Annotated in this window: 1 protein-coding gene; it reads right to left on the reverse strand. The window is 67.4% G+C overall.

The window, feature by feature from the left end:
- Positions 1-436 (reverse strand): cytochrome ubiquinol oxidase subunit I (locus tag ACTJKO_RS17435; protein ID WP_440690638.1); only part of this gene is annotated, 436 nt, incomplete at both ends.

A 436-nucleotide genomic window follows, 5' to 3' on the forward strand; every position in this document is an offset into this window, starting at 1 on the left:
GATGAGGACCTCGACCCCGGTCACGTTCGGTGAGACGCCGTCGCTCGTCTTCAGGAGCCCGAACACCAGCCACGGCTGCCGGCCCATCTCCGTGAAGATCCAGCCGACGATCATCGCGGCCATCGGCAGCGGCACGGTCCAGGTCGCGATGCGCCAGACCCAGCGCTGCGCCGGGAAGCGCCCCTTGCGGGTCAGCCAGAGGCCGACGAGCGACACCAGCACCGCGCCGACACCGAGCGCGATCATCCACCGGAACGACCAGTACGTCACCCAGATGATCGGCTTGTAGTCGCCGGGACCGTAGACGTGCGAGTACTGGGCCTGCAGGTCGTTGATGCCCTCGACGGTGCCGTTGAAGGTGTGTGTCGAGAGGAACGACAGCAGGTACGGCACCCGGATCGAGAACAGCTCGTGGACGCCGTCCGGGGTGCCGAGC

Origin of the sequence: Curtobacterium sp. 22159 (assembly GCF_052045775.1) — a bacterium.
Classification (GTDB): Bacteria; Actinomycetota; Actinomycetes; order Actinomycetales; family Microbacteriaceae; genus Curtobacterium.